Raw genomic sequence first — 20,719 nt, forward strand, 5'->3', positions numbered from 1 at the left:
GCCTATTAATTTTACTAGGCATACCTAATTAAAACTAATATGTAGGCTTCCTTGGATCTTTATTGATAAATATGTTTGATTTTTTAGAGATTCTCTTCACAGATATACTAACAAAAACATGTTCTATTTCATGTCCTAAAGTTTATTTCCTAATTCTTTAGATGTATATTATTTTTCCTTAATCATTATAACCATAATATACACTTGATGTATTTTAATTTTTTGATAATAGTTTATTAAATAAAAAAGCTCCCTTCACAGGGAGCTTCTTAGGCTAATACTGTTGTTTTAGATCCAACAGTGGGGATCGGTCGAAAAAAAAAATTGATTTGTTGTTTTATTAAACTACGTATTCAAAAATTGATATTTTAAAAAGTCTAGAGTTCGATAATTATAAACTCGCTACGTCTATTTAACTGATGTTCCTCTACAGAACATGGCACTCCATTGCTACACTTATTCTGTAGCTGTGTCTCTCCATATCCTTCTCCTGTAATTCTACTTCTCTCAATGCCTTGATTCACCATCCACTCTACTGTAGACTTAGCTCTGCGATCTGATAACTTAAGGTTGTAGTCATCATTTCCTCTACTGTCAGTATGTGAGCGAACATCTATCTTCATCGTTGGGTATTCTTTTAATACCTCTACTACTTTGATTAGCTCTGCCGCTGCATCTGGGCGAATATTAGATTTGTCAAAGTCGAAGTAAATAGGATTTAGCTTAAGCTTCTTAAATAAGTCATCGTTTACTGTCACTGGTTCTAAAGTCTTCTCTAGTCCGATATCTACTCGTTTTACTCCTTGTTGACGTTCTACGATAAATACAACTTCAACTGTATTATACTCCTCTTTCTCAGCTTTAATACGGTATTTCCCTCCACAATCTAATAAATTAGACAGATAATATCCTTTTGCATCTGTGATTATCGTATCTGTCTGCTGATAAAGAGCATCTGATAAAATCACTCTAGCATTAACTAATGGCTCTTTAGTCACCTTGTCATACACTATTCCTTCAAGGGCTTGCTTACAAGGTTTTTCTTTAAAGAAATAGATATCATCTCCTCCACTAGCCCCTGGTCTATTAGAACTTATAAATCCCTTGTGAGATTTGCTGTCTATATACAAACCGAAATCGTCAGATGGACTGTTAATTGGCGTTCCCATATTAGCAACTTGACCAATGCTTCCATCTACATTAATCTTAGCTACAAACATATCTAATCCTCCTAATCCAGGATGACCATCTGATGCAAAAAACAAGAAGTAGTCTTCTGATATAAATGGAAAAGTTTCTCTACCTGCTGTATTTACTTTAGCACCGATATTCTCTACATTGCCATACTCCCCTGTAGGATAAATAGCTACTCTAAAGATATCTGATTGCCCCAATGTTCCTTTTCTGTCTGAAGAAAAATAAAGCCACTTACCATCCGGTGTCAAACTAGGATGGGCTGTATTGAAATAATCCGAGTTAAACGGAAGTTCCAATACTTGTCCCCACAAGCCATCCGCGCCTTTAGTGGCTTTATATATTTTTAATAAAGATGATTTGTCCTTATTGTTTCTTCTCTTTCCCTTTTCACTAGAGTTATTTCTAGTAAAGTACATCGTATTACCATCCTTTGTAAAGACAGCTGTTGCATCATTTACTCTAGAACTTATCTCTTTAGCGAACTGCTTAGGCTCTGAGAAAGTCCCATCAACGTTAATCGTACTACTGTACAAGGCTGTAAAACTCTCATTAGTCCACTCATGAATAGCCTTATCTACTTCTTGATTACGAGCTGATGTAAAAATTAATTCATTGCCTAATATAGCAGCTCCATAATCCGAAAACTCTGTATTAATACTCAAAGCCTTTATATTATACAAATCTTGTTTGTCTTCTATCTTTTGCAAGTAATCCTTATTCTCTTGAAAAAGTTGTGCTCTAGAATCGTTTGCCTCTAATTTAGAGAATTCCTCCATTTTTTGCTTAGACTTGTCATAACTCTCAACAGATTTAAGCGTCTGTGCATAACGATAGTAATATTCTGATGGAATTGGCTCTTTTCCTTTATCGCCATACTCTCCATCAAATAGTGTTTCATACCACTTATTAGCCTCAGGTAACTTTCCATTAAAATAATAAGCATCGGCTAACTTCTTTAGCATATCTGCATTAGTATATCCCTTGTTTGCGATGCGCTCATAAATCTTAATTGCATCTACATAAGCCTGAGTTTGATATTCCTTATTCGCTTTCTTCTCTGCTACTTTCTGTCCATAAGTACTAATACCTACGAAAAGCAACATTGTCAATAAGCTTATTTTTAATAGCTGTTTTTTCATAGTTTCTCTTTCTTTATAGCTAATTTTCCTTAGAAGAATCGCGGTGCATTAATTGTACTACGACGATTAAATAGTTCAAATCTTAAGAAGATTTCGTGTGATCCTGAGTTATAACGTTGAAGAGCAGTAGTCTCAAAGTCATAAGAATATCCTACAAATAGATTTTCATTGACTTGGAATCCTGCCAAGGCGCTCACTGAAGCATCCCAACGATAAGCTCCTCCTAAAGTAAATTTATCATAGAATAAAAAGTTAGCTGTTAAATCAACCTGTAATGGTGCTCCACTTACTGCCTTAACTAAAGCTGCTGGCTTAATTAACAAGTTCTCACTCACATCGAATACATATCCTCCCATTAAGTAGAAGTGCATCTTCTGACGCATCGTCGTGATGTCGTTATCATCATAGCGATCCGTAGTTAAGAAGTTCGGAACTGATAACCCTACATAAGCTTTATCAGAGTATAAATAAACCCCTGCTCCAATATTAGGATTAAACTTATTATTAATATTCTCTTGACTTACAGGATCAGTAGGATTATGTATGTTAAGCTTTGTATAATCAACACTTAATAGATTAGCAGTCGCTTTTAACCCGAATGCTAATTTATAATCAGCGTTTAAGTCAATAGCATAAGCTAAATCTACAGAGATATTATTCTCATCCATCGCTCCTAGACGATCATTGGTAAAGTTCACTCCTAGTCCTAATCCACTTTCTCCAAGAGGTGTAGACACAGACACATTTGCTGTCTTAGGTGCTCCATCTAGCCCTACCCACTGTGTTCTATACATCCCAAACACGTTTAATGTCCCACGACTTCCTGCATAAGCTGGGTTGATCATATTAGTATTATACATATATTGGGTATACTGTGGATCTTGCTGAGCTTGCATAGTTTGGAAGCAGCCTATTAGCAATAGACTGATTCCAAATTTCTTTATATTTTGTTGAATACTCATAACTCTTTTTACTTATTACTTTCTAAATGTAGATAACCCGATTTCTTAATCATACGAGAGCCACTAGCGTCTTTATACTCATAACTTACGATGTAGAAATAAGTACCTGTAGGTAATTTCTCCCCTTTATTTACAGTAACACGTCCATCAGAGTATCCTCTAAACACATTACCTGCACTGTCATAACTCTTCGTATCATATACCTTAACTCCCCAACGGTTGTAAATCTCTACTGTATTATTAGGGAATCTGTTAATATTATCTATAATAAAGTAATCATTCTTACCGTCTCCATCAGGAGAAACAAGGTTATAAATAACGATATCTCCGTCTAAGATTAGATCTGTATTCACAGTAGCTAATGTAAAGAATCCGTACCCTTTAACACTAGTAGGTGTAGTGATCTCTTTTTTCTCTAGATCCACTACTCCTCCTTCGTCTACCCAAAGCTGTTGCTTAGCATCCCATCGTACGATGTGTAATTCTTTCTCTGGGTTCACTAATAACTCTTTTGGTGTAGTACGCTCATCCCAACTTAACGTCAGCATGATATCTCCTTTGCTGTTATCACTTCCTTTATCTACTGTCCAGTACTCGCGCTCATCTAATAAATTAATCACTCCTGACTTTGCACTACGCGCTCTAAAGAAGTTCTTATCGTCTAAATTATACTTCCCTTCATACGCATCCTTTACATGCTCAGGAGCAGTGATTCTAGCATAACGGTATAGTCCTTTATCTCCTTTAGGGTATTGGAATTCCTCATTACCTATCTTCTCTACATAGCCTTCTGCATGGCTTTTATCTGTTGGATGAAGTGCTTTTGCTCCTTGGTGGAAGGTTAGCATCCCTGCTAGTGAATCTACCTTAATAATACCATCTTTAAAGTCTACACTACCTCTTACGTTAGCCTCGTTCTTTAGGTCAAAGGCCATGTCTTTAGTTGAATTGTCTAGTACTACATTAAAGAAATTAGAAGGTTGGCTTCCTGTGATATGTTGAGCTCCTTTTGCTTCTTCAAAAGGAGTGAACACAGCTTTAGAACCTTTGGCGTTAGTGCTGTGATCATATATATTGTCATTGTTAAAGTTGCTGTAGTAATAAACCGTTCCATCATTCTTTACATACCCTTCTTTTGTATTGTCAAAATCATAGATAGTAGACATGACTCCTCCTTCGGCTATCGAAATCTTTCCTTGGTTTACCATTACTTGGTCTTTCTTAGCTTGCTGGGCTACTACTGTAGCTGGCAATGCTAAACCTAATAAAGCAACTGATTTATATAATTTTCTTGATTTCATAGTTTTTATTTTATAATTAATTAGCTACTGCTTGATTTAACAACATCGGATTAGTAACAGCAGAACAATCATTTACTTTGATCTCAAACTCATTTGATGTGTCTGAACATTGATTGTTAGTTACATTTAATCGAATGCGTAAACCATTTAATTCTTTACTAGCATGACTAACTTTAATTGTTTTTCCCTCAAGAATAATTCTATTTGAAAAAGTAGTATTATCTAATTCTTTCCAATTTGTTGTTCCAGTTGTAGTGTATTCCCATTTATAATTTGAAACATTTGTAGTTATAGATACTTTAGCAGAGTCAAAGTTTTCACAAATCACAATATTGTCAATATCCTTACTTACCTCTGGCAAGGCATTAATCACAATAGTAAATTCTTTTTTAGGACCTATACATCCATCTTTTCCCTCTGCTACAAAATATTTATAAGTACCTACAGCAGTTGGACTAGGAACATCTGATAATTCAACTTGATTACTATCAAAATAAACCAATTCATAACCTTTATCTTTTCCTGTAGCAGATAACTCATTTTCTAATACTAAAGGCTCTCCAAAACATAACTCTGTATTCTTAGCAATAGGTGAAGTAGTTACTTTTTCAATACTGATTTCTAACCTAGCATAACAACCATCCTCCATATCTGGTACCATCACATAATACATTTTTCTACTGCCATCACTGTTAACTGAAAAATCTCCAGTTACTAAACCATCATTAGATGTATAACTTGTCGGTACTTTACTATAAAACTTAGCTCCAGGAGGATATATATTTATAATTTCACTTCTATCAAATCCTGTTGTTGGTACAGAACAAAAAGCCTTAAATTGCATAATTCCATCTTCTACAGGAGGGTTACAGTTTTGCAAGAAGTCTGTTGTAACACTTATCTTAGAAATAAAATCATCATAAACAGGACCTGCACAAACTCCGTTTCCATAATCTCTCACTAAGTCTGAGTTTACCTTTGATTTTGATGTAGCTCCTTCTCCTGATATTTTACCATTGATCTTTACATCTAATCCACACACATTGGTAGATAACAATACACAATTATCAGATACTCTAAATCTATATTTTAATTGCGCTAACAGCTTTTCTTTTGTTGTATCTAAAGGTAAATTTCCAATATCCCAAACAATTTTACCCCCTGCTGTAACACTTGGATCATTTGTACCTCCAGTAGGGGGTACCCAAGTAACACTTCCTGATGCATCTAGATCTGGCACTATCTCCGCATCTAAGAAATGTAGATTAAAAGGTACAGGTATTTCAATTTTAGAATTATTAACTGCTTCTGTTCCTTTGTTATAAACATCTAGCTCAAATTCAAACTCTTGCCCAGGAGTGATTGTTCCATTATTTAATGGTTTTACACCTCCATAATTAGTTGCTTTATTCTCTCCTACTACATCAGGAACATAAGCATCTACAGCAAACACTATATTAAATATGATGTATGTATCTTGATTTGATCCATATGAAAATGAAGTTGATGACTGATTATTTCCTATGATTTGATTACTAGTATTATTTAACTCAAACATAGAAATATCCATTCCTGTATTATTGATTAAGTTTGGATTTCTTGGGTTTCCTCCTGTATGAATTGAAGAATTAAAAAAGTTATTAGTAGAGTTACCTCCATGGCTTAAGTCTTGATAGCTATTAGAATTTCTTTTTTGAATCTTAAAATAGTCCCCAGAGATATCCTCATCTCCTTCACCCGCCATCATTCCAATTTTTACATTTACATCTCCATTTTGGGTAGCTCTAAAACCACTCACTGGTAAAATAGCTGCACCTGTTCTTTTAACCATATAACCATAACCATCAAAAACAGTAATATCTCTCCACTTCATCGAAGTGTTTTTATAAATAACAACCATTCCCCATCCTCCATAGAATCCAGTTCCTCCTCCTTTCCCTTCTTTTAAGGCAATGTCAGCCACAAAATAATTTGAAGCCCCATGTTCACGAACATAATCAGTTACATCAGCATAAGCCGCATACATAGCTCCTTCTGATGTAGAGGGGTAATATATATCAGTATCTTTTGCTGTTATTTGTATATATGATTGGTTTTTAGCTTTTAACTTAACTTTACGTTTATCCAATCCGTCGAAAGTCAATGGACTATTTGTATTCCTAACATCTATATCATGAGCACGTCCCGTCCAATATAAGCCTGCATATACAATTTCAGTACATTCACCACCTGGTAGAATTAGTTCTGCAGAAGATGAATTTATCGTATTTCGATCATTGTCAATGTCTACATAGATCATCTCATTATTATTTCCCCCTTGCTTTCCACTATTTGCATAATTTTTTAAAGTAAGGTTAGTATTACCAATCATGGTAAAATCTCCTTGCAGATTATAATTCTTTACATTAGTATAAGGCATTGGAGCCTTCGGTGACTCACGTGGTTTAAAATCTTTTACAACTTGTGCATACCCCAAGTTACTTCCTAGTACTAAAAAACTTAATAATAAGAGAGTTGATAGATAAGCACTTATTTTTTTTGAATATTTTTTCATAGCTTTTCCATTAACTTGGTTGATCCATTGTTGAATACAGAATTTCAACATCTTGTTTTTCGTTTAACTTTTGTAATAAATCAATAAACTCTGTTTTAATTAACTCTTTATCTAATTCTCGATATGATCTAATGTAGATGTATTTAAGACTTTCTAATTGAATAATTAAATCTTTGGGAACAACAATTTGCTGCTTTCCATCCCATTTAATATTTATTAAAATAACCTCTTTTAATTTATCTTTATAAACATTGCTTAAACCAATAAAGTCACTAGTGTCTTCAATAGACATTTCAACTATCTCTTTAGAGTTTCCTTGGTGAATTTTAGCTTGCTTATCAAATGCTATAAACATAGAGGTTGGTGCACCATTAGCTAGGTAATTAAGATCATTAGCTTGTGAATCAGTTAATTTAATAAGTTTCTGATTGTATTCGAAAATAGCACTTTGTGCTTGTGCTTTGATTCCAAAGCACAAGCCAAAAGCTATTATTATATATAAAATATTATTTTTCATAATTAATTATCTTCATTAACAGAGAATACAATGTTTATAAAGCTTCCTATATTTACATTAGCGGTATCATTTACTTTATATGTCATTAATCCTTCTGCATTAATACTTACAATAGTAAATACTCCTTCTGTTGCATAAGTCACATGAAAACCTAGCTCTGATGCAGGTAAAACTGGTAAAGCTGATGCTCCAGTACTACTCATTACAGGGCTTCCAAATTGTTTCTTATAAATAGCATACATATCTATTGTACCTGTACGAGTTGTATTATTATATGTAACGCCTTCTTGTTGGGCTTGACTCTCTGCTGTAGGAACCATTACTGAAGGCATATAGAAGAACTTAGGCATCGCTGCTTTTAAAGCTTTTATAACGTCTCCGTTTTTATCTACTGCTAATAAATGCTGAGTAACCCCTTCACTTTCATTAACTGCTTGCGTTTTTTTCTTATCAAGCCCCGTTAAAGCAAGCGTATTATCAGTAGTAGTATTAATAGCTGTTTTTTTAGTTAATAAACCTCCTAATTGGATATTAGTATCTGCTTTAGTAAGTCCATTATTAGCTGTAACTATCTCCCCTACATCAGTCTGGTTTTTCCAAGTAGGAACTCCTGTATTATCTGTAACCAATACTTGATTATTACCTGCATTAGCTATGTCTTCTGGTTTTATCGTTCCGTTTTGGATATGATCTGTTGTAATTTTATTATTAGCAATATTTAGTTTGACATCAGTTAATAATGATTTAGTAGCTGTTGTTGCTATTGCATTACTATCAGTACCTATAACAATTACACCATCTGTTGTTAATGTTTTAGCATCAACTACCTTATCAACTGTTACATCTGGTGTGCCTGGAATCCAAGCTTGTGTTGTTTGGTCATAAATTAAGGTTTGTGCATTAGAAGGTTTAGTATCACTAACTGGCGTACCTTGGATAGCTTGTACTACTGTTTTACCTTCTTTTAGTACAGCATCTCCTTCTAAAATTAACTCTGCCTCTTCTCCATTAACAGAACTTACTATAGCTGTTTCCCTAGTTACAAGGGTATTAGAAGTAGCAGACTTTTTATTAACCCACTTAGTTGTAGCTGTATCTCCTGTTCCTTCTGTTACTAAAATTTGTCCATCTGTTCCTGGTTTAATTTTGTCAGTCGTAATTCCTTTATCTGCAATTTGGATACCGGCATCAGCTAATAACTTATCAGTTCCATTTGCTCCTGTTACAAACTCAAGTCCTCCTGCTAACGATAAATCACCTTTTGTATTATCTACTGTAGTTTTTAACTCTTCTAATGCCTCTTGTACATTTGTTGATGTAAAACCGTTATTACTGTTATCAAAGACAATAGCCTTAGCATTGGTATCAATACTTGTGATTGTATCTCCTTTAGCATTTTTAAAAGTATACACTCCGTCTAATACTTCTACTTTTGTTGTATTAGCATCAATGATAACAACATCTCCTGCTACTGTAGTATGGGTATAGGTACCGTCGTTATTATTTACTAATGTATCACTTGTTCCGTCTAACTTAGTTTTTAACTCTTCTAATGCCTCTTGTACATTTGTTGATGTAAAACCATTAGCGCTGTTGTCAAAAGCAATAGCTTTTGCATTAGTATCAATACTTGTGATTGTATCTCCTTTAGCATTTTTAAAAGTATACACTCCGTCTAATACTTCTACTTTTGTTGTATTAGCATCAATGACAACAACATCTCCTGCTACTGTAGTATGCGTATAGGTACCGTCGTTATTGTTTACTAATGTATCACTTGTCCCGTCTAACTTAGTTTTTAACTCTTCTAATGCCTCTTGTACATTTGTTGATGTAAAACCATTAGTGCTGTTATCAAAGGCAATAGCCTTAGCATTGGTGTCAAACGTTACTGGTGTGCCATCGCCATTGTCATAAGTATAAGTACCATCGTTATTATTGGTTAAGCTTCCTTTAGAAACTGTTCCTAATACTGTATTGTCATCCGATTTTAAAGTAATAGTTCCATCATTATTATCAACTAATGTTACACCTGCACCTGATCCTACTTTACTTAATAACTTATCAATTGCATCTTGTACATTATCTGCTCCTAACTTAGATTTACTATCATCAAAGGCAATAGCTTTTGCATTGGTATCAATAGAAGTGATTGTATCTCCTTTTCCATCTTTGAAAGTATACACTCCGTCTAATACTTCTACTTTTGTTGTATTAGCATCAATGATAACAACATCTCCTGCTACTGTAGTATGGGTATAGGTACCGTCGTTATTATTTACTAATGTATCACTTGTTCCGTCTAACTTAGTTTTTAACTCTTCTAATGCTTCTTGTACATTTGTTGATGTAAAACCGTTATTACTGTTATCAAAGACAATAGCCTTAGCATTGGTGTCAATACTTGTGATTGTATCGCCTTTAGCATTTTTAAAAGTATATACTCCGTCTAATACTTCTACTTTTGTTGTATTAGCATCAATGACAACAACATCTCCCGCTACTGTAGTATGCGTATAGGTTCCGTCGTTATTGTTTACTAATGTATCACTTGTCCCGTCTAACTTAGTTTTTAACTCTTCTAATGCCTCTTGTACATTTGTTGATGTAAAACCGTTAGTACTGTTATCAAAAGCAATAGCCTTAGCATTGGTGTCAAACGTTACTGGTGTGCCATCGCCATTGTCATAAGTATAAGTACCATCGTTATTATTGGTTAAGCTTCCTTTAGAAACTGTTCCTAATACTGTATTGTCATCTGATTTTAAGGTAATAGTTCCATCATTATTATCAACTAATGTTACACCTGCACCTGATCCTACTTTACTTAATAGATTATCAATTGCATCTTGTACATTATCTGCTCCTAACTTAGATTTACTATCGTCAAAAGCAATTGCTTTTGCATTGGTATCAATAGAAGTGATTGTATCTCCTTTTCCATTTTTAAAAGTATACACTCCGTCTAATACTTCTACTTTTGTTGTATTAGCATCAATGATAACAACATCTCCTGCTACTGTAGTATGGGTATAGGTACCGTCGTTATTGTTTACTAATGTATCACTTGTCCCGTCTAACTTAGTTTTTAACTCTTCTAATGCCTCTTGTACATTTGTTGATGTAAAACCATTAGTACTGTTATCAAAGGCAATAGCCTTAGCATTGGTGTCAAACGTTACTGGTGTACCATCGCCATTGTCATAAGTATAAGTACCATCGTTATTATTGGTCAAACTTCCTTTAGAAACAGTTCCTAATACTGTATTGTCATCTGATTTTAAGGTAATAGTTCCATCATTATTATCAACTAATGTTACACCTGCACCTGATCCTACTTTACTTAATAGATTATCAATTGCATCTTGTACATTATCTGCTCCTAACTTAGATTTACTATCGTCAAAAGCAATAGCTTTTGCATTGGTATCAATAGAAGTGATTGTATCTCCTTTTCCATTTTTAAAAGTATACACTCCGTCTAATACTTCTACTTTTGTTGTATTAGCATCAATGATAACAACATCTCCTGCTACTGTAGTATGGGTATAGGTACCGTCGTTATTGTTTACTAATGTATCACTTGTCCCGTCTAACTTAGTTTTTAACTCTTCTAATGCCTCTTGTACATTTGTTGATGTAAAACCATTAGTACTGTTATCAAAGGCAATAGCCTTAGCATTGGTGTCAAACGTTACTGGTGTACCATCGCCATTGTCATAAGTATAAGTACCATCGTTATTATTGGTCAAACTTCCTTTAGAAACAGTTCCTAATACTGTATTGTCATCTGATTTTAAGGTAATAGTTCCATCATTATTATCAACTAATGTTACACCTGCACCTGATCCTACTTTACTTAATAGATTATCAATTGCATCTTGTACATTATCTGCTCCTAACTTAGATTTACTATCGTCAAAAGCAATAGCTTTTGCATTGGTATCAATAGAAGTGATTGTATCTCCTTTTCCATTTTTAAAAGTATACACTCCGTCTAATACTTCTACTTTTGTTGTATTAGCATCAATGATAACAACATCTCCTGCTACTGTAGTATGGGTATAGGTACCGTCGTTATTGTTTACTAATGTATCACTTGTCCCGTCTAACTTAGTTTTTAACTCTTCTAATGCCTCTTGTACATTTGTTGATGTAAAACCATTAGTACTGTTATCAAAGGCAATAGCCTTAGCATTGGTGTCAAACGTTACTGGTGTACCATCGCCATTGTCATAAGTATAAGTACCATCGTTATTATTGGTCAAACTTCCTTTAGAAACAGTTCCTAATACTGTATTGTCATCTGATTTTAAGGTAATAGTTCCATCATTATTATCAACTAATGTTACACCTGCACCTGATCCTACTTTACTTAATAGATTATCAATTGCATCTTGTACATTATCTGCTCCTAACTTAGATTTACTATCGTCAAAAGCAATTGCTTTTGCATTGGTATCAATACTTGTGATTGTATCTCCTTTAGCATTTTTAAAAGTATACACTCCGTCTAATACTTCTACTTTTGTTGTATTAGCATCAATGACAACAACATCTCCCGCTACTGTAGTATGCGTATAGGTACCATCGTTATTGTTTACTAATGTATCACTTGTCCCGTCTAACTTAGTTTTTAACTCTTCTAATGCCTCTTGTACATTTGTTGATGTAAAACCGTTATTACTGTTGTCAAAAGCAATAGCCTTAGCATTGGTGTCAAACGTTACTGGTGTACCATCGCCATTGTCATAAGTATAAGTACCATCGTTATTATTGGTTAAGCTTCCTTTAGAAACTGTTCCTAATACTGTATTGTCATCTGATTTTAAGGTAATAGTTCCATCATTATTATCAACTAATGTTACACCTGCACCTGATCCTACTTTACTTAATAGATTATCAATTGCATCTTGTACATTATCTGCTCCTAACTTAGATTTACTATCGTCAAAAGCAATTGCTTTTGCATTGGTATCAATACTTGTGATTGTATCTCCTTTAGCATTTTTAAAAGTATACACTCCGTCTAATACTTCTACTTTTGTTGTATTAGCATCAATGACAACAACATCTCCTGCTACTGTAGTATGCGTATAGGTACCGTCGTTATTGTTTACTAATGTATCACTTGTCCCGTCTAACTTAGTTTTTAACTCTTCTAATGCCTCTTGTACATTTGTTGATGTAAAACCATTAGTGCTGTTATCAAAGGCAATAGCCTTAGCATTGGTGTCAATTTCTCCTATGACATCTCCTTGTGAGTTTTTAAACTCATATTTATTTGTAGTTGTATTTAAAGATACAGATACTTCTTTTGGATCAATTGTTACTCCTGTCTCTCCTAATTTTGGTTGACCATCAGCACCGATTTGACTCTCATTATAATAAGTAAAGGTCCCATTCGTATTTGGAATCAATAGAGTTACAGTCTCATTACCTTTTACTACTTCATCTAATGTTTTATAAATAACATTCCCTTGATCATCTGCTACACCTACACGATTATTTTCTCCTGTACCTGCATTTAATTTATCTGATGTAACTGCTTTATTACCTAATTTTTCATTAGTTATTCCTTCGTCTGCTACTTGAATAGTAACATCAGCTAATAATGCCTTAATCCCAGTGGTTTTAGCCAAAAATTCTAAACCACCAGACACTACCAAATCTCCTGTGGTACCAGCTACTTCTGTAATTTTATCTAATAATTTCTCTATAGCTTCTTGAACATTTGTTACTCCAAGATTTGTAGTATTATCATTATAAACAATTGCATTTGCATTTGCATCAATCTCTCCTATAACATCTCCTTGTGAGTTTTTAAACTCATATTTATTTGTAGTTGTATTTAAGGATACAGATACTTCTTTTGGATCAATTGTTACTCCTGTCTCTCCTAATTTTGGTTGACCATCAGCACCGATTTGACTCTCGTTATAATAAGTAAAGGTTCCATTGGTATTTGGAACTAATAAAGTTATAGTCTCATTCCCCTTAACAATAGTACTGAACTTTGAATTATCAACATTCTCAAACTTCTGAGTTACTTTATTCCACTCTTGGAAAATAACATCACCTGTTGTTTGGTCATAAACAATCTTAGTAAACCCTCCTTTACTCTCTGTGACATACTTGATATAATCATTGATTGTATTAAAGGTACGACCATCTACTTCTACTGGTTGTTTTACAATTGTTTCAAATTGATTTACAACACTTGATGGAATATCTACAAGTGTAGTGGTTCCGTCTTCACTTGTGTAGGTGTAAGTTCCATCTTGATTGTCCACTAAAGTAGTTATAGTCTCATTCCCCTTAACAATAGTACTGAACTTTGAATTATCAACATTCTCAAACTTCTGAGTTACTTCATTCCACTCTTGGAAAATAACATCACCTGTTGTTTGGTCATAAACAATCTTAGTAAACCCTCCTTTACTCTCTGTGACATACTTGATATAATCATTGATTGTATTAAAGGTACGACCATCTACTTCTACTGGTTGTTTTACAATTGTTTCAAATTGATTTACAACACTTGATGGAATATCTACAAGTGTAGTGGTTCCGTCTTCACTTGTGTAGGTGTAAGTTCCATCTTGATTGTCCACTAAAGTAGTTATAGTCTCATTTCCCTTAACAATAGTGCTGAACTTTGAATTATCAACATTCTCAAACTTCTGAGTTACTTCATTCCACTCTTGGAAAATAACATCACCTGTTGTTTGATCATAAACAATCTTAGTAAACCCTCCTTTACTCTCTGTGACATACTTGATATAATCATTGATTGTATTAAAGGTACGACCATCTACTTCTACTGGTTGTTTTACAATTGTTTCAAATTGATTTACAACACTTGATGGAATATCTACAAGTGTAGTGGTTCCGTCTTCACTTGTGTAGGTGTAAGTTCCATCTTGATTGTCCACTAAAGTAGTTATAGTCTCATTTCCCTTAACAATAGTGCTGAACTTTGAATTATCAACATTCTCAAACTTCTGAGTTACTTCATTCCACTCTTGGAAAATAACATCACCTGTTGTTTGATCATAAACAATCTTAGTAAACCCTCCTTTACTCTCTGTGATATACTTGATATAATCATTGATTGTATTAAAGGTACGACCATCTACTGTAATAGGTCCTTTAGTAATTATCTCTTCAAAATTATTAATTACGCCCCCAACAACATCAATAGCATAAATTCCTTTAGATAAATTTAAAGGATCAACATTAGAAGGAATAATATCATTATTAGCAATCAAGTATTCTTCTGAAACATAATACTGCTTATTAGCTACAGTAATAATCGCAGTTTTACTCTCATTTGCAGTAATTACTTCTTTAATAGAAACTTCTTTCCTTTCTCCTTCTTTAGTTATATATGTAAGTTTATCACCATCATAATAAACATTTCCTCCTACGTATCCACCCGACCAAGCCCATATTTCATAAGCTAACGTAAGGTAGTAAGTTTGCTTGAAATAATAAAGAGATGAGCAAACAAGAAATAATGTACTCTCATGTAGAGGATTGGAAAACAAGTGGATTAACGCAATCAAGATACTGTGAAAGTGTCGGAATTAAATTAGCAACCTTTAGTTATTGGGTGGTTAAGTATAAGGCAAAGTCAGAGTCAACGCAATTAGACAATAATTTTATAACTGTAACAAAAGGTCAAGTCATCAATACTCAGGAATATGAGATAGTATATCCCAATGGTGTAAAGTTACGTCTACAAACGGATAATCTTAGTGAACTATATTCATTAGTAAACTTAGTGTAATGTTTAGTTTGAGTAGTTCTAATCAATTTCATTTGTATAGACAAGCTTGTGATATGCGCAAGAGTTTTGATAGCCTTTGTGGACTTGTCCAGAATGAACTTAATCAAGTAGCTCATAGTGGAAGTGTCTATATATTTATCAATAGACGCTGTAATCAAATGAAGCTCTTGCATTGGGAAGCAGGAGGCTTTGTACTATACCACAAGCGCTTAGAACAAGGAACTTTTGCTTTTCCCACGCATAGTAAAGCTCAAATAAGTTGGACTGATTTAGTACTGATGATAGAGGGAATCCAGGTTATCAAAAGTAACCAAAAAAGGCGTTTTTTATTGAAGTAAAACAGGTTAAAACCTTGTATATTCTGGGCTTTTGACGTATTTTTACTTCATGGAAATAGACTTAGAAAACTTATCGAAAGAACAACTTTTGGCGCTTATAAAAAAGCAGTCTAAGACTATTTCCAAACAAGACAAAATAAATACTAAGTTAGAGCAAAAGACATCTAAGTTAGAGCAAAAGACATCTCAGCTAGAACAAGAAAAGCAAGAACTCCAACGCTTAGTAGATCTTTTACGACGCATGCAATTTGGACAAAAACGCGAGCGTTTCGAAGACCCTAATCAAACACAGTTACCTTTAGAGGTTCAGCAAGCAGTCCTGGAAGAACAAGAAGAAGTAATCAAACAAGAGATCACTTATTCTCGTCAGAAGAAAAAACATCCAGGAAGAGCTAAACTACCCGATCATTTACCTGTAGAAGAAATAGAAATCTACCCAGAGGGAGATTTATCTGATAAGATTTGCATTGGTAAAGAAACTACAGATGTCTTAGATTATGTTCCAGGTTACTTTAAAATAAAACGTTACATCCGATATAAATACGCCACGAAAGACAAAGACAATACGCAAATCAGTATTGCACTGCTTCCAGAGCGAATTATAGATAAAGGAATACCTTCTGAAGGATTATTATCTACAATACTTGTTGACAAATACGTAGATCACCTTCCGCTATATAGACAGAAGCAACGCTTTTCAAGAGAAAATATCGATATAGCTTCTTCTACTATAGATGGCTGGGCAGCTCAATGTATGGATGCTTTAAAACCACTATATGAAAAGCTTCTGCTGGACATCAAAAATGAAGGATATCTTCAAGTTGATGAAACCACCATCAAAGTCTTAGATGAGAAAAAGAAAGATAAATCTCATCTTGGGTATTATTGGGTGTATCACGCACCTATATCCAAACTCGTAATGTTCAATTACAGTCCCACACGTAGTGGTAGCGCTGCACTACCTGTATTAGAAAACTTCAAAGGATATCTGCAAACCGATGGTTATAGCGGATACAAAGCCTATGGAGCTAAGTCTGGTGTAGTTCATCTGGGCTGTTGGGCACACGCTCGTCGTGAGTTTGAAAGAGCTCTTGACAATGATAAGACAAAAGCACAGCATGTACTTGTAGAAATACAAAAACTATATGCTGTAGAAAGAAAAGCAAAAGAACAAAACTTAACCCCAGAGCAAATTAAAGAACTTCGATTAGAACAAAGCTTACCAATCATCAATGAACTGGGTAAATATATGTTTGTTCAAATGAAACTCGTACTTCCTAAAAGTCAAATAGGTAAAGCTTTTGCTTACTCACAAACTAGATGGGATAATCTTAGTGCGTACTTATATGATGGAAACTTACAGATAGACAATAATCTCATTGAAAATGTAATTAGACCAGTAGCTATTGGACGTAAAAACTATCTCTTTGCAGGATCACACGATGCAGCTCAAAGGGCGGCTATGGCGTATACGTTTTTTGCTAACTGCAAAAAGCACGATATTAATCCATACCAATGGCTTAAATATGTTCTAGAAAATATTCAATCTATCAACCACAAGAACATTACAGATTTATATCCTCATAACTATAAAACATTAAACTCAAACGTTGTAGAAGAATAATTATATCTCACAAGATGTACTTGCTCGGGTGCATACGAAGTCTGCACAAGAAGATAGTAACATACTAAAACATATAAAACTCCAAGAATAACACTAACAATAGCACTGTAATAATTAAATATCTTTATCTGTTCTATCTCTTCACTTATATAATAGAAATAGCCAATAATATAGATAAATGATAATAAGCTGACAATGTATTGTAAATAAAACAAGTACTTTGATCGATCAAATAGTACATAGAAAAAAATAGGTCCATTAAATAAATTTAATAAAATGGATATACAAAAGAATTCAGCTGTAGAAAGATAATTGTAAAGTAGCCCAACCAAAAAGTTAATAGACAATAAAATGCTAACTTCTACTAATCTTTTTTCATATTGGACAAAGAGTTTAATTCTCTTTATCAAAACAATATAAACAACAGCTATAACAAGGAATATAAAATAAAACATATAATAAATTATTGTAACTAATCTTATTTTTTAATAGATAACCTACATTAAAATACTCTTGTTGAATTATTTTCTTTTTTATACGAAATAAAATAGATTAAAATGCTAATAATAAATACTGTAAAAGCTATAATCTCAATTAAAATTGATGATTTAGCAGCAAATACTTCTAAGTCTTCAATATAATATTTAAGTATAAAGACTTGAGAAACTAAAAAAATTACTTTAAGAGTAAACAAGAAGAAAACAACATTTAATAACTCTCTAAAACCAATAAAAAGATTGAGAATATTAGCTTTATTAATCAAAACAAATAAACTAAAGATTACTGTATAAAATATAAAAACAGTAAATTCTAACCATGGTTGAAAGTTTAAAAAAAAAGTAAAACAAACAAGTGCATTTAATATTAAGAGCATTTTAACTTCATGTCCAAACACATTCTTATTTTTCTTAGCATAAACATTTAGTATAATGAAAAGAGAAATAAAAGGTAAGAAACTAAACTTGCTGTCTTGTTTTATAAGTTTAAATAAACCAATAGATAAAGCAGCTAGTGAATAAACTAAATTTATAAAAATCAAACTAAATCTAGTCTTAAAAAATATAAGTTCGTTTTTCATAAAATCTCTTTTTAATAGCACTACAAAGTATGTGAATTTTACACAAAAAACATTAAGAATAATCGCATTTAATGAATTAAATATTTTATATACACATATTTTTCCTTATAAATATCTTAAAAAAGTAGATTAAAAAAACATTATATATTTAATAGAATAAATCCTTAAAATAAAACCACATTGAAATAAGGAAAAAACTATAAAAGTGTAAATAATGTTAATTTAATTTTTTAACATATCTCTATCTACTTGTAACTACACAATCAGATGATCCTAATAAATTGAAACGTTATAGAATGTACTAAAAGTGACTATATACAACATCTATTAACTAAAAATAATCCATATCAGAAAAAGATCATGTATCAAGTATGATAGTTGTAAAAAATATAATTCATAATAATGATACAAACTTAACTTGAACATTAAATCATACATACTTTTTAATGAGCTTAAATTATACTAACTCTGTAAGAAAAAATAAGTTCAATCTAATTTCTGATCTTATAAAATAGTATTGTATAATCTTTAGGTACTAGTTTAAACAATTCATCATTCTATATCCGAAACTCTTTAAGTTTATAAGTAATTCAAATATGATATCTTTTAATAAAATTGGTTAAACATTTAAAATAAATCTAATATCTAAAATGGATCAACGTTAAAAGTTGGGGAGGAAAGTGTAAAATAATATCTTTGTGCTATGATGGATAGCCAAGAAATACTAAAACTAATCTTACCTACTTACTTAGTAGAACACTTCAATATTACTAAAGTAGAAGAATTAGAGACCAAACTACATATCTACTTTGAAGAGAAGAATGATTACGGAAATCAATGTGCTGAAAGACAGCTTATTTCTAAAGGTTTCCATAGTATGATTACTATTGAAGACTTCCCGTTACGAGGTAAATCAGTTAAACTACACGTACAACGTCGTCGTTGGACAGATAAACAAACAGGAGAAATTATATCACGTGATTGGAATATCATCGCAGAAGGAACACGAATGACTACAGAGTTTTCGGAGTTCTTAAAAAAAATTGGCCGATACTAAAGTACTTAGCTGTAAGGCTATTGGTGAATTATTTGGGGTTAAAGGAGAGAAGTTTCAACGCCAATACAAACATAAAACTAGTGGTTTCAAACAATGGGATCAACAAGAACATGCACAAGACTGGCTACTCTACCCAGAAAATATAACTAATCAGTTGTCCATAGACGAAGTATGTTTATCTATGGGAGAATTGTACACTATACTGACTTCTAAAGCAGGTAAAGGTCAGAAAAAGACCATTGTAGCGATAGTTAAAGGAACAAAATCAGATACTGTAATAAAGCATCTATCTAAACTACCTAAAAAACTTAGAGATAAAGTTACCGAGATTACTTTAGATATGGCAGGGGCTATGAAACAGATAGCTAAGAAGTGCTTCCCTAAAGCTGTGCAAGTAATTGATCGTTTTCATGTACAAAAGCTTGTAAGTGAAGCTGTACAAGATATTAGAATAAAATATAGATGGGCTGAGCTTGACGCTGAGAACACTGCTGTTTTAAAGGCTAAGGAAGAAGGCGTTATATATAATCCTGAAATACTTAGTAATGGAGATACTAAGAAACAACTTTTAGTTCGCTCACGTTCTCTACTTTATAAAAACCAAATTAATTGGACATCTGACCAACAAGAAAGAGCTAAGGTACTATTTGAATTATACCCAGAGATCAAACAAGCCTATCTACTTGCTAATAACCTTAGACAGATATATAATCTACAAATAGATAAAGAAATAGCTATGACTAAGCTAGCTCATTGGTTTAATGATATTGAAAAAGCTTCACTCAAACACTTTAGTACTGTTTTAAAGACTTTTAATGTACACTATAACGAAATCATCAATTACTTTATTAATAGAAGTACAAATGCTTCTGCGGAATCATTTAATGCCAAAATTAAATACTTCCGTATGATGTATAGAGGTGTTAGGGATAAGAAGTTTTTCCTTTTTAGATTAACTAGACTTTTTGCCTAGTCCCCAACTTTTGTCACTGATCCTCTAAAATACAGTTTTTAGTATCTATTGAATACAAAAAAAGCCTAACTATTTAAAAGTAAATAGTTAGGCTTTTTTCTGTGGAGTCGCCGAGAGTATTGCTAATGAAATTGTTTGAAATTATTTTAAACTAACTAAAACATAATTCTGTTATTAATCAGTATGT

12 protein-coding genes are annotated in these 20,719 nt (G+C 32.9%); 5 read left to right on the plus strand and 7 right to left on the minus strand.

What is annotated here, in order from left to right; all coding sequences use genetic code 11:
• Window positions 1-377 precede the first annotated feature (377 nt).
• From E0Z07_RS13860 to E0Z07_RS13885, 6 genes are read right to left on the minus strand one after another with little or no spacing between them, the layout of a single operon-like run.
• A complete protein-coding gene (locus tag E0Z07_RS13860) occupies window positions 378-2,336 on the minus strand; it encodes an OmpA family protein (RefSeq protein ID WP_006258802.1) in 1,959 nt (652 codons plus the stop codon).
• A gap of 29 nt (window positions 2,337-2,365) precedes the next feature.
• Window positions 2,366-3,298 carry a PorP/SprF family type IX secretion system membrane protein gene (locus E0Z07_RS13865; protein WP_006258801.1) on the minus strand — a complete coding sequence of 311 codons (933 nt, stop codon included), beginning with the start codon at window positions 3,296-3,298 and terminating at the stop codon, window positions 2,366-2,368.
• 8 nt (window positions 3,299-3,306) lie between these two features.
• On the minus strand, window positions 3,307-4,599 hold the full coding sequence (locus E0Z07_RS13870; RefSeq protein WP_016361646.1) for a gliding motility-associated C-terminal domain-containing protein: 1,293 nt from the start codon (window positions 4,597-4,599) through the stop codon (window positions 3,307-3,309).
• A 16-nt stretch (window positions 4,600-4,615) separates the two neighbouring features.
• Window positions 4,616-7,153: a hypothetical protein gene (locus tag E0Z07_RS13875; RefSeq protein ID WP_225582016.1), complete on the minus strand. Its 2,538-nt coding sequence runs from the start codon at window positions 7,151-7,153 to the stop codon at window positions 4,616-4,618.
• 10 nt (window positions 7,154-7,163) lie between these two features.
• On the minus strand, window positions 7,164-7,670 hold the full coding sequence (locus E0Z07_RS13880) for a hypothetical protein (RefSeq protein WP_006260399.1): 507 nt from the start codon (window positions 7,668-7,670) through the stop codon (window positions 7,164-7,166).
• Window positions 7,671-7,672: 2 nt separating this feature from the next.
• Window positions 7,673-15,220, minus strand: a complete 7,548-nt coding sequence (locus E0Z07_RS13885) for a beta strand repeat-containing protein (RefSeq protein ID WP_131540852.1) — start codon at window positions 15,218-15,220, stop codon at window positions 7,673-7,675.
• Here E0Z07_RS13885 and tnpA point away from each other — a divergent pair.
• The 3 genes from tnpA to tnpC are packed head-to-tail and all read left to right on the plus strand — an operon-like array spanning window position 15,172 to window position 17,424.
• Entirely contained in the window at window positions 15,172-15,462 is a 291-nt protein-coding gene (gene tnpA, locus E0Z07_RS13890) for an IS66 family insertion sequence element accessory protein TnpA (RefSeq protein WP_058699130.1), read from the plus strand. The genes E0Z07_RS13885 and tnpA overlap by 49 nt on opposite strands.
• The gene (gene tnpB, locus E0Z07_RS13895; RefSeq protein WP_081048718.1) at window positions 15,462-15,800 is read left to right on the plus strand and encodes an IS66 family insertion sequence element accessory protein TnpB; all 339 of its coding nucleotides are present in this window, start codon (window positions 15,462-15,464) and stop codon (window positions 15,798-15,800) included. Before tnpA ends, tnpB begins: the two co-directional genes overlap by 1 nt.
• Before the next feature lie 49 nt (window positions 15,801-15,849).
• Window positions 15,850-17,424, plus strand: a complete 1,575-nt coding sequence (gene tnpC, locus E0Z07_RS13900; RefSeq protein ID WP_058699129.1) for an IS66 family transposase — start codon at window positions 15,850-15,852, stop codon at window positions 17,422-17,424.
• A 502-nt stretch (window positions 17,425-17,926) separates the two neighbouring features.
• On the opposite strand, the gene E0Z07_RS13910 is transcribed toward tnpC, so the two are convergent.
• A complete protein-coding gene (locus tag E0Z07_RS13910) occupies window positions 17,927-18,502 on the minus strand; it encodes a hypothetical protein (RefSeq protein WP_006260367.1) in 576 nt (191 codons plus the stop codon).
• A gap of 703 nt (window positions 18,503-19,205) precedes the next feature.
• Here E0Z07_RS13910 and E0Z07_RS13915 point away from each other — a divergent pair.
• Together E0Z07_RS13915 and E0Z07_RS13920 are read left to right on the plus strand one after the other, a co-directional pair.
• Window positions 19,206-19,559, plus strand: a complete 354-nt coding sequence (locus E0Z07_RS13915) for an ISAon1 family transposase N-terminal region protein (RefSeq protein ID WP_006260368.1) — start codon at window positions 19,206-19,208, stop codon at window positions 19,557-19,559.
• Window positions 19,546-20,532 (plus strand): ISAon1 family transposase, encoded by a 987-nt coding sequence (locus E0Z07_RS13920; RefSeq protein ID WP_131540853.1) that lies wholly within the window; start codon window positions 19,546-19,548, stop codon window positions 20,530-20,532. The genes E0Z07_RS13915 and E0Z07_RS13920 overlap by 14 nt, the downstream gene beginning before the upstream one ends.
• Window positions 20,533-20,719: the final 187 nt, after the last annotated feature.

Origin of the sequence: Myroides odoratimimus, assembly GCF_004337635.1 — a bacterium.
In the GTDB taxonomy this organism is placed as follows: Bacteria; Bacteroidota; Bacteroidia; order Flavobacteriales; family Flavobacteriaceae; genus Flavobacterium; species Flavobacterium odoratimimum.

What these genes read in the sequence shown, in the direction of transcription:
- E0Z07_RS13860 (WP_006258802.1), bottom strand. Translation starts at nt 2,336, where the DNA reads ATGAAAAAACAGCTATTAAAAATAAGCTTATTGACAATGTTGCTTTTC.
- E0Z07_RS13865 (WP_006258801.1), bottom strand. Translation starts at nt 3,298, where the DNA reads ATGAGTATTCAACAAAATATAAAGAAATTTGGAATCAGTCTATTGCTA.
- E0Z07_RS13870 (WP_016361646.1), bottom strand. Translation starts at nt 4,599, where the DNA reads ATGAAATCAAGAAAATTATATAAATCAGTTGCTTTATTAGGTTTAGCA.
- E0Z07_RS13875 (WP_225582016.1), bottom strand. Translation starts at nt 7,153, where the DNA reads ATGAAAAAATATTCAAAAAAAATAAGTGCTTATCTATCAACTCTCTTA.
- E0Z07_RS13880 (WP_006260399.1), bottom strand. Translation starts at nt 7,670, where the DNA reads ATGAAAAATAATATTTTATATATAATAATAGCTTTTGGCTTGTGCTTT.
- tnpA (WP_058699130.1), top strand. Translation starts at nt 15,172, where the DNA reads ATGAGCAAACAAGAAATAATGTACTCTCATGTAGAGGATTGGAAAACA.
- tnpB (WP_081048718.1), top strand. Translation starts at nt 15,462, where the DNA reads ATGTTTAGTTTGAGTAGTTCTAATCAATTTCATTTGTATAGACAAGCT.
- tnpC (WP_058699129.1), top strand. Translation starts at nt 15,850, where the DNA reads ATGGAAATAGACTTAGAAAACTTATCGAAAGAACAACTTTTGGCGCTT.
- E0Z07_RS13910 (WP_006260367.1), bottom strand. Translation starts at nt 18,502, where the DNA reads ATGAAAAACGAACTTATATTTTTTAAGACTAGATTTAGTTTGATTTTT.
- E0Z07_RS13915 (WP_006260368.1), top strand. Translation starts at nt 19,206, where the DNA reads ATGATGGATAGCCAAGAAATACTAAAACTAATCTTACCTACTTACTTA.